Below are 9,058 nucleotides of genomic sequence, written 5' to 3'. Positions count from 1 at the left end.
GATCAGTTCAAGCCAAGCTTGCCACGCAGTGTGGACAGGTCTTCCGCCAGGGTATTGACCGGGCCAACCAGGGCTTTACGGTCCGCTTCCTTGACCTTGTCGTAGGTCTCGAAACCGCCATCCTTGGTTTTGTACTTGGCCAGGATCTTGTCCACGGTGGCGAAGTTCTTGTCGACTTTGGCAACGAAGGCCTTGTCTTGCTTCTCGATCTGCGGACGGAACAGGTCGACGATTTTCTTCGCGCCGTCGATGTTGCCCTGGAAGTCATACAGGTCGGTGTGGCTGTAGCGGTCTTCTTCACCGGAGATCTTGGTCGCGGCCACTTCTTCCAGCAGGGCAGCAGCGCCACCGACGACTTTTTCCGGCGGAAAGGTCAGGCCGTCCACGCGGGTTTTCAGGTCCAGTACGTCGCTGTTGAGCTTGTCCGCCAGGGCGTCGAGGCCTTTGGTGGTGTTCTCGGAGAACAGGCTGTACTCGATGCGGTGGAAGCCGGTGAAGTCTTCGGCTTTCACGCCTTTCTCGTGGTCGTCCACGCGGGAGTCGATGGAGGCGTCGAGGTCGCTGAACAGTTCGGCGATCGGCTCGATCGACTCATAGTGCACACGGGTTGGCGCGTACAGCTTCTTGGCGGTCGCCAGGTCGCCTTTTTTCACGGCGTCGGTGAACGCCTGGGTCTGGGTGACCAGCTCGCCGATTTCTTCGGTGACATAGATCTTGTAGTCCGACACCGGCCCTACCAGGTCCAGCGGCGCGGTGGCGGCGAAGGCGGCCAGCGGCGAAAGGCTCATTAACAACGACAATGCGAGAGACGACTTCTTCATGGGACGATTTCCGCTCTGGGGTTTGTTTTAGGTTTTGGCAGTGGTTTGTGGATGTGTCGCATCAAGCAGCGTGCGCCCGATGAAATCCTGGGCCCCGGTGACGCCTGGCAAGGTGAAGAAGTAACCGCCGCCAACCGGCTTCAGGTATTCCTCCAGAGGCTCGCCGTTGAGCCGGGTTTGCACGCTGATAAAGCCTTTCTCCAGGTCAGCCTGGTAGCAGATGAACAACAGCCCCATGTCCAGCTGACCGTTTTTGTTGACGCCGTTGGAGTAGTTGAACGGCCGGCGCAGGATCAGGTTGGCCTGGGTCTGTGCAGTACGCGGGTTGGCCAGGCGGATGTGGGCATCGAGCTTGGTCAACTTGCCTTCCGGGTCCTTGCTGTAGTCCGGGACCTGGGTTTCTTTCTGGCCGTCCATGGGCGCGCCACTGGTCTTGATCCGGCCAATGATGCTTTCTTGCTCTTGCAGCGGGGTGCGGTCCCAGCGTTCGACGAAGTTGCGGATGATCCGCACCGCCTGGTAGCTGCCATTGGCGGCCCAGGCCGGTTCGTCGCTGCCTGGCTGGACCCACACAATCTGATCCATCGCCTTGTTGTCGTTGGAGTTCGGGTTGGCCGAACCGTCGCGAAAACCGAGGAAGTTGCGCGCGCTTTGCGCCGGCTCGCCGGGGCGGGCAGGGGCCTGGGGCGGCACGCTGCCTTCCTGCTTCCAGCGCACCAGCAGCAGGTCCGGCAGGTTTTTCACGATGTCGCGCAGGGCGTGGATGTTGGTGTCCGGGGTGTTGGAGCTGAACTGCAGGCTCAGGTCGCCGTGGCACTGCGCCGGTTCCAGCGCATCGTTGGGGAAACCGACCATGCGGATCAGGCGCTTGGGCTTGGCTGCGGCCAGGCCGAAGCGTTCGTCGAACAGCGACTCGCCCACCGATACGGTGATGGTCAGGTTGTCCGGTGTCACCACCGGGCCGAGGATGCCGGAGTCGGTGGGGGGCAGTTTCGGGTCGACTTGCACCACGGTGCCGCCGGTCATCAGGAACGCGATGCGCTCGTTCAGGGTGCGGAACAGCCGCTCCAGGTCCTCGCGGTCGCTGGCCAACACGTCGAATGCCACCAGCATGCCGCAGGCCGGGCGCGGAGTGACGATGCCGGTCTGGTGCTTGCCATGGAAATCGTGGTGGTCCTGGGTCTTTTCACTGCTTGGCGCGGTGGTCACTTGTGCCTCCGCGTTGGCAGCCATTGCCGGGCAGCTCAGGCTGCTGCCGGCAATGGCCGCGCCAGTGGCGGCCATACCCAACAATACACGACGACGCTGGGCGGAAAATTGTTCTGAATCACTCATGTCTACGGTCGTCTTCACTTCAGGCCGGAAAGGCCAAGGGCGGGGTCGATTCCATCGAGTGCAACGGCCAGAGCCTTGGCCTTGTCGGCGATCTGCTTGCGCTGATCGGCGGTAACGCTGTCATACGAGGCGTAGCGGCCATCGACTTTCAAACCGTTGAGTTCGGCATCGAGGGCGGTGATCGCGCTGTCGATCCCCGGCAGTAATTGCGCGGCAGATTTGGTCAGCAGCGGGCGCATCAGGTCGACCACTTTGCGGGCGGCGTCCAGGTTGGCGGCGAAGCCGTTGAGGTCGGTATGGCTGTAGCGTTCTTCCTCACCGCTGGCGGCACGTACGTCGGCCAGGCTGTCGAGGTTGCGCACCACGATGCTCACCAGTTGCTCCGGCGGCAGCGACTGTGCCAGCAGCTGTTGCTTGAGGCTGGTGACGTCGGTGACCAGGCGCTGGGCAATCGGCGCCAGGCCGTCGAGATTGCGTTGCTGGAACAGGCCGTATTCGAGACGGTGGAAGCCGCTGAAGGCCGGGTCCTGCTCGCGCTTTTCAAAGTAGTCGGCGCGGGCGTTGATCGCGTTGTCCAGTTCCGCCAGGCGTTGCGAAGCCGGGGCCAGGCGCTGGTAAGCCTCGCGGGCCGGTACGTAAAGCGCCTGGGCCTGGGCGAGGTCGCCGGCTTCGATGGCTTGGTCCAGCGCGGTAACGGCCTTGACCAGGGCGCTACCCTGGCTGCTCAGGTACACGCGAAATTCCGACAGCGGGCCGATAAACGCGACCATCGACGGCTTGGCCTTGGCCTGGGCGTCAGACTCGGCAGTCGGTGTCACCTTCAAGGTGCCACGCGGGTTGCTCAGCAGGCCGCAGGTGATCTGGTAGTCGCCGGGCAGCAGGTTGGCGTTGATCACCTGGCTCAGGCCGGGGGCGATGTTTTCGCGCTCTTCGACCACCAGCACGCCGTCGAGGATTTCCCATTCCACGGCACGGTCCGAGCGGTTGATGATGCGGAAGCTGGCGCGTCCCGCCGGCACCGTCAGCGCATTCGGCTCGCAGCTGTGGGCGTGGATGGTGACGGCGATTTCATCGTGGTTGGCCTGGCGTTTGGAGGCGGCCAGTTGCGAGGCGTAGTAGAACAGGCCACCGGCGGCGATCATCACGACCACCGAGCCGCCCACCGCCCAGCGCAAGGCGCGGGAGGGCGGAGCCGGTTGAGGGGTTTGGTTGGACAAGAGGCGGTCCTTACTGGCTGGAAACGGAAGAGGTTGTGCGGGTAGCCGGCTTGCTCGGCGGCGCCGGCAGGAAGAACATCACCAGGGCCACCACCAGGTAAATCAGGTAGGCACCGAGGGTGCTGATGGTCGGGGCGTCCTGATAGCCGAACATGCCGGCCAGCACCGAGCCCAGCGGGCCATCCATCGGCAGCGTCGCGCTGAAATCGAACAGTACGGTTTGCAGGTGGTTCCATACCCCGGCTTCGTGCAGGGCTTGTACCGAGTTGGCGAGGATGCCGGCGGCCACCACCAGGATGAACAGGCCGGTCCAGCGGAAGAACGCACCGAGGTTCAGGCGCATGCTGCCGGTGTAGATCAGGAAGCCGACGATGATCGCCAGGATCAGGCCGAGCAGGGCGCCAATCGGCGCGCCCGGACCTTCGCTTTGCTGGAACACGGCCAGCAGGAAGAACACGGTTTCCAGGCCTTCACGGGCCACGGCGAAAAACACCATGGCGATCAGTGCGGTGATCTGGTGTTTGGAGCCGGCCAGGGCATGATCGAGGGATTCATGCAGGGAATGCTTGATGGAGCGCGCGACCTTGCGCATCCAGAACACCATGGAGCTGAGAATGCCCACGGCCACCAGGCCGACGATGCCTTCGAACAGTTCCTGTTGTTTCTGCGGGAATTCGGCACTCACCAGTTCCANGCCACCGCCGACCAGCAGCGCGAGGGCCGCTGCCAGAAATACGCCGATCCACACTGCGGGCATGTACTGGCCACGGCCAGTTTGCTTGAGGTAGCTGGCAATAATGCCAACGATCAAGGCGGCTTCTATGCCTTCGCGCAGCATGATTAAAAAGGGAACAAGCATTCGGCACCGAATCGTCACTAGATAGGATGCTAAGTTGTAACATAATGATACTCATTACTAAACAGGGAATATTGACCTTTACTGAACCTTGACTGAACGGTGGTGGCAAACCGCATCCGACACTAGAATGCGCGGCATCGTCCCAGTCACCGGATTGCGCCATTCCCCATGTCGGAAAAAGACACGATTTCCATCCAACTGGTCCGCGAAGCCCTGTTGCAGAGCTGCGCGCCGGGTGCGGCGAGCGATGAAGTGTTGACCAAGGTCGGGATTGATCCAGCACTGCTGGGCCAGCCAACCGCACGCGTCCCGGCAACCGCTTACGCACGCTTATGGCGCTTGCTGGCACGGCGAATGGACGATGAATTCTTTGGCATGGACCCGCGCAAGCTCAAATCCGGCAGCCTGGAGTTCCTCTGCCGGGCCTCCATGGCACAACCGAGCCTGGCCACTGCGCTGGAAACCGGCCTGGGGTTCTTGTCACTGATGCTCGAGCGCCTGCCGGCGCAACTGGTGCGCCAGCAGAGCCTGGCGGAAATCGTACTGTTGGAGCCGGAGCCCGCACCCAGGCGCGCCTTCACCTATTTCGCCTACTGGATGATCGTCCACGGCGTCGCCTGCTGGCTGGCGGGGCGCCGGATCCCGATCCTGGCGATTGAACTGCGTTGCCCGCAGCCGGACTTCTGCGACGACTACCAGGTGATGTTTTCCGACAACTTGCGCTTTGACCGGCCGCGTACCCGGATGATCTTTTCCGCCGACTGCCTCGACCTGCCGATCAAGCGCAGCCCGGAGGAGCTCAAGCGCTTCCTGGCCCATGCGCCGGCCAACATCCTGGTCAAATACCGCGACCCGGACAGCCTTGCCACCCGCATCAAGACCGACCTGCGGCACATGCCTGCCGACACCTGGCCGGAAACCGAAGGCCTGGCCGCATCCCTGTGCATCTCGGCCTCGACCCTGCGCCGGCGCCTGGCGGAAGAAGGGCAGACCTACCAGGGCCTCAAGGACAGCGTGCGCAAGGAGTTGGCGATCGTCTGGCTGGCCGATTCCGACATCAGCTTTGCCGAGATCGCCACCCGCCTGGGGTTTGCCGATGCCAGCTCGTTCTACAAGGCGTTTCGCAAGTGGTCGGGCTCCAACCCCGGGCACTATCGCAGCCTGATATTGAACGAAGCACTGAGCCAGTAGGTCACTGCCAGGCACCCCCGGCACGTTTGCCTGCTTGTCCACGCCTTTAATGATCTGGGTCACTTTCCTGCGCCGCCGTGCGTGTGATATTCGGCGCCACCGCTCCATCGTTCGTTTCCTGACGCAGCCTGATCGGCATTTGTCGCGATCAACGTCTACGCCATTTCCCTCATTCAAGAGCAGGATTTCATGGCACTTCACAGAACCGTAGAGACCCAGGACCAAGCCATCGAAGACGTCTATTCGAGTGGCTCCGCCCAGCACAAACTGCCCAAATACCGCCTCCCGGACCACTCGACCACGCCGTCGGCCGCCTACAACCTGGTGCGCGACGAACTGCTGCTGGACGGCAATTCCCGGCAGAACCTGGCGACCTTCTGCACCACTTGGGTCGAGCCCGAAGTGCAGCAGTTGATGGCCGATGCCCTCGACAAAAACATGATCGACAAGGATGAGTACCCGCAGACGGCCGAGATCGAAAACCGTTGCGTGCACATCATTGCCGACCTGTGGCACGCGCCGAAGTCGTGGCAAACCGTGGGTTGCTCCACCACCGGTTCCAGCGAAGCGGCGATGCTTGGCGGCCTGGCACTGAAGTGGAGCTGGAAGAAACGCCGGGAAGCGGCGGGGCTGCCCACCGACAAACCGAATTTCGTGTGCGGCCCGGTGCAGATCTGCTGGAAAAAATTCGCCCGTTATTTCGATGTGGAAATTCGCGAAGTGCCGTTGCGCGGTGACGCATTGGGCCTGCGCCCGGCCGACCTGCGGGAATATTGCGACGAAAACACCATCGGTGTCGTCGCGACCCTGGGCGTGACCTTCACCGGGATCTACGAACCGGTCGCAGCCCTGGCGGCCGAGCTGGACTCGATGCAACGTGACCTCGGCCTGGATATCCCGATCCATGTCGACGCGGCGAGCGGCGGGTTTATCACCCCGTTCATCCAGCAAGAGCTGCAATGGGATTTTGTGATCGAGCGCGTCAAGTCCATCAACGCTTCCGGCCACAAGTACGGCCTGGCGCCGCTGGGCGTAGGCTGGGTTATCTGGCGCTCCACCGAAGACCTGCCGGAAGAGTTGATCTTCTACGTCGACTACCTGGGCGGCAACATGGCGACCTTTGCCCTGAACTTCAGCCGGCCCGGCGGTGAAATCATTGCCCAGTACTACAACTTCCTGCGGCTGGGGCGCGATGGCTACACGCGGATTCAACAAGCGTGCTCCGACACGGCGCAATGGCTGGCCTCGGAAATCACCAAGTTTGCCCCGCTGGAACTGGTGTACGACGGCAAGGATGGGCTGCCGGCGGTCTGCTACAAGCTCAAGGACGGCGTCGACCACGGCTTCAGCCTCTACGACCTGTCGGAGCGCGTGCGCATGCGCGGCTGGCAGATCGCGTCATACCCGTTGCCGTCCGATCGGCAGAACGTCGTGGTACAGCGCATCCTCGTACGGCATGGCGTGAGCCGTGACCTGGTGGCGTTGCTGCTGGAAGACCTGCGCAAGGCCGTTGCCTACCTGCAGAAAAACCCGGTAGAGCATTCCGACGCGGGCCCCAGCTTCAGCCATGGCGCCATCGCCGACCCGGTCATCCCGGCCGACACCCCGAACCTCGACTGAACGCACTGAACACCCGCCGGGCCTCGAGGCCCGGTGCCTTTAGCGTTGCATCGCCAGGTACGAATCATCGTGACTGCCTTCTTTACTTTCCTGCATGACAACCCCTACATCCTGCTGTTCCTGGTGGTTGGCCTGTCCGTCTGGGTCGGGCGCGGCACCATCAAGGGTTATGGCCTGGGCGCGGTGGCCGGGGCCATCGTGATCGGCTGCGCGATTGCGACGTGGGCGTCTTACTACGGCGTGCATTTCGAACTCGATAACTTTACCAAGAGCCTGTTTTACTACCTGTTCATGTACGGCGTCGGGCTGCGGGTCGGGCCTTCGTTCATCAACAGTCTCAAGGGTGATGGCCTGAAATTCACCTTCCTGGCGACCCTGTCCTCGTTCCTCGGGCTGGGTATCGTGGTGCTCGGCGTTCGGCTGTTATCCCTGCCGGTGGGCGCGGCGGGCGGGATTCTTGCCGGTTCGCAAACCATGTCGGCGGCGATTGGCTCCGCCGAACAGGCGATTACCTCGGGCGTGGTGCCGCTGCCACCGGGCACCACGGCGGCGGCGGCCACCGCGATGATCGCCCTGTCTTACGGCATCACCTATATCTGGGGCACGGTCGGCATCATCCTGATCTGCAAATACCTGCCGCGCTGGTGGGGTGTGGATGCGCGCAAGGCGGCCAAGGCATTCGAGGTGGAGCACGGTGTGCCGAACGTCGACGATGCCGGGCTCAGTGGGTATCGGCCGTTTGACCTGCGGGCCTATCGCCTGGTGAACCCGGAGCTGGTGGGGCAGAGCATCGCGCAGTTTCGCCAGCGCTTTGCGTTGTACCAGATCGAGAACGTCGAGCGTGGTGAAGAGTTGCTGGGGGCTGATCCGACGCTGGTGTTGCAGCTGGGCGATGTGATCGCCCTGGGCGGCAGCCTGGATGCGCTGACCGATCACATGGGCCTGATCGGGCCGGAAGTACCGGATGCCCGGGCGTTGAATATACCGCTGGATGAGGCGGTGATTCTGGTGACCCACAAGGATGCCGTGGGCAGGGCGCTCAAGGAATTCAGCCAGTCGCCGATTGCCGGGCAGGTGCAGTTGGTGGGGATTGAGCGGGGTGGTGCGCCGATTCCGGTGGGGCTGGAAACGCGGTTGCAGCGCCTGGATGTGATGCACTTGATTGGCTTGCGCAGTGCCATCGACAAGGCCACGGCGTTGCTGGGCAAGGCGGGGCGGGCGAGTACGGCGACGGATTTGCTGACGCTGTCGCTGGGTATGGTGCTGGGGTTGTTGATCGGGCTGATTCAGGTGCCGGCGTTCGGTGCGGCGGTGGGGCTGGGCAATGCGGGCGGGTTGCTGGTGTCGGGGATTATCGTCTCGTCGCTGGTGTCGCGGGTGCGGTTTTTTGGGAATACCCCGAATGCGGCGCGCAACATTCTCGAGGACATGGGGTTGATATTCTTTGTCGCGATTGTGGGGGTGAATGCGGGGGCTAACCTGGTTTCGCAGATTAGCGCGATCATTGCGTTGAAGATCTTTCTGCTTGGGTTCGTGGCTTGTACGATTCCACCGTTTATTGTTTGGGCTGTGGGTTTTCATGTGTTCAAGATCAACCCGGCGATTCTCATGGGCGGTGTTGCGGGGGCGCGGAGTCACTCGGGGCCGGCGCGGGAGGCGGCCAAGGAAATTGATAGTACGGTGCCGTGGATTGGGTTTCCGGTGGCGTATGCGGTGTCGGGGATTTTGCTCACGGTGTTTGGGTATTTTGCCATGGTGCTGGCGCGGTAGCTGTATTGGGTACATATCCGTTGCTGCGGTAACGGCGGCTTATGGTTCCGCTCTTACAGCGGGTCACTTTTGGCAAACGCCCGGAATGCCGGCCCAGCCAAAAGTAACCAAAAGGTCTTTGCCCCACCACTCGGTGCCTCGCCTAGGCTCGGCATGCCCGCACTCCGGCTCGGCTCCGCGGGCCGCCGCGACGGGCCATCCATGGCCCGGCGCGGCTAAATCGGCATCCCTGCCGATTTACCCGC

Annotated in this window: 7 protein-coding genes; 3 read left to right on the top strand and 4 right to left on the bottom strand. The window is 62.5% G+C overall.

From position 1 onward, the window contains the following. Window positions 1-2: 2 nt before the first annotated feature. From efeO (JV201_RS15070) to efeU, 4 genes are read right to left on the bottom strand one after another with little or no spacing between them, the layout of a single operon-like run. Window positions 3-821 carry an iron uptake system protein EfeO gene (efeO, locus tag JV201_RS15070; RefSeq protein WP_003218415.1) on the bottom strand — a complete coding sequence of 273 codons (819 nt, stop codon included), beginning with the start codon at window positions 819-821 and terminating at the stop codon, window positions 3-5. 27 nt (window positions 822-848) lie between these two features. After that, on the bottom strand, window positions 849-2,156 hold the full coding sequence (gene efeB / locus JV201_RS15065) for an iron uptake transporter deferrochelatase/peroxidase subunit (RefSeq protein ID WP_219405639.1): 1,308 nt from the start codon (window positions 2,154-2,156) through the stop codon (window positions 849-851). 14 nt (window positions 2,157-2,170) lie between these two features. Further along, window positions 2,171-3,373: an iron uptake system protein EfeO gene (gene efeO, locus JV201_RS15060; RefSeq protein ID WP_219405638.1), complete on the bottom strand. Its 1,203-nt coding sequence runs from the start codon at window positions 3,371-3,373 to the stop codon at window positions 2,171-2,173. A gap of 10 nt (window positions 3,374-3,383) precedes the next feature. After that, entirely contained in the window at window positions 3,384-4,232 is an 849-nt protein-coding gene (gene efeU, locus JV201_RS15055; protein WP_219405637.1) for an iron uptake transporter permease EfeU, read from the bottom strand. Window positions 4,233-4,400: 168 nt separating this feature from the next. Here efeU and JV201_RS15050 point away from each other — a divergent pair, with 168 nt between their 5' ends. The 3 genes from JV201_RS15050 (at window position 4,401) to JV201_RS30060 (ending at window position 8,813) form a co-directional block, all read left to right on the top strand. Continuing rightward, the gene (locus tag JV201_RS15050) at window positions 4,401-5,423 is read left to right on the top strand and encodes an AraC family transcriptional regulator (RefSeq protein WP_087692663.1); all 1,023 of its coding nucleotides are present in this window, start codon (window positions 4,401-4,403) and stop codon (window positions 5,421-5,423) included. Window positions 5,424-5,612: 189 nt separating this feature from the next. Beyond that, window positions 5,613-7,043 (top strand): glutamate decarboxylase, encoded by a 1,431-nt coding sequence (locus JV201_RS15045; RefSeq protein WP_219405636.1) that lies wholly within the window; start codon window positions 5,613-5,615, stop codon window positions 7,041-7,043. Between the two features lie 69 nt (window positions 7,044-7,112). Beyond that, the gene (locus tag JV201_RS30060) at window positions 7,113-8,813 is read left to right on the top strand and encodes a transporter (RefSeq protein ID WP_308340688.1); all 1,701 of its coding nucleotides are present in this window, start codon (window positions 7,113-7,115) and stop codon (window positions 8,811-8,813) included. Window positions 8,814-9,058 lie beyond the last annotated feature (245 nt).

The organism is Pseudomonas sp. Colony2, from assembly GCF_019382755.1.
Classification (GTDB): domain Bacteria; phylum Pseudomonadota; class Gammaproteobacteria; order Pseudomonadales; family Pseudomonadaceae; genus Aquipseudomonas.
The sequence above is the reverse complement of the archived record's forward strand: the minus strand, read 5'-3'. Positions and strand labels throughout refer to the sequence as shown.

Coding starts and splice junctions, on each gene's coding strand:
- efeB (WP_219405639.1), bottom strand. CDS start 2,156: ATGAGTGATTCAGAACAATTTTCCGCCCAGCGTCGTCGTGTATTGTTG.
- efeO (WP_003218415.1), bottom strand. CDS start 821: ATGAAGAAGTCGTCTCTCGCATTGTCGTTGTTAATGAGCCTTTCGCCG.
- JV201_RS15045 (WP_219405636.1), top strand. CDS start 5,613: ATGGCACTTCACAGAACCGTAGAGACCCAGGACCAAGCCATCGAAGAC.
- JV201_RS15050 (WP_087692663.1), top strand. CDS start 4,401: ATGTCGGAAAAAGACACGATTTCCATCCAACTGGTCCGCGAAGCCCTG.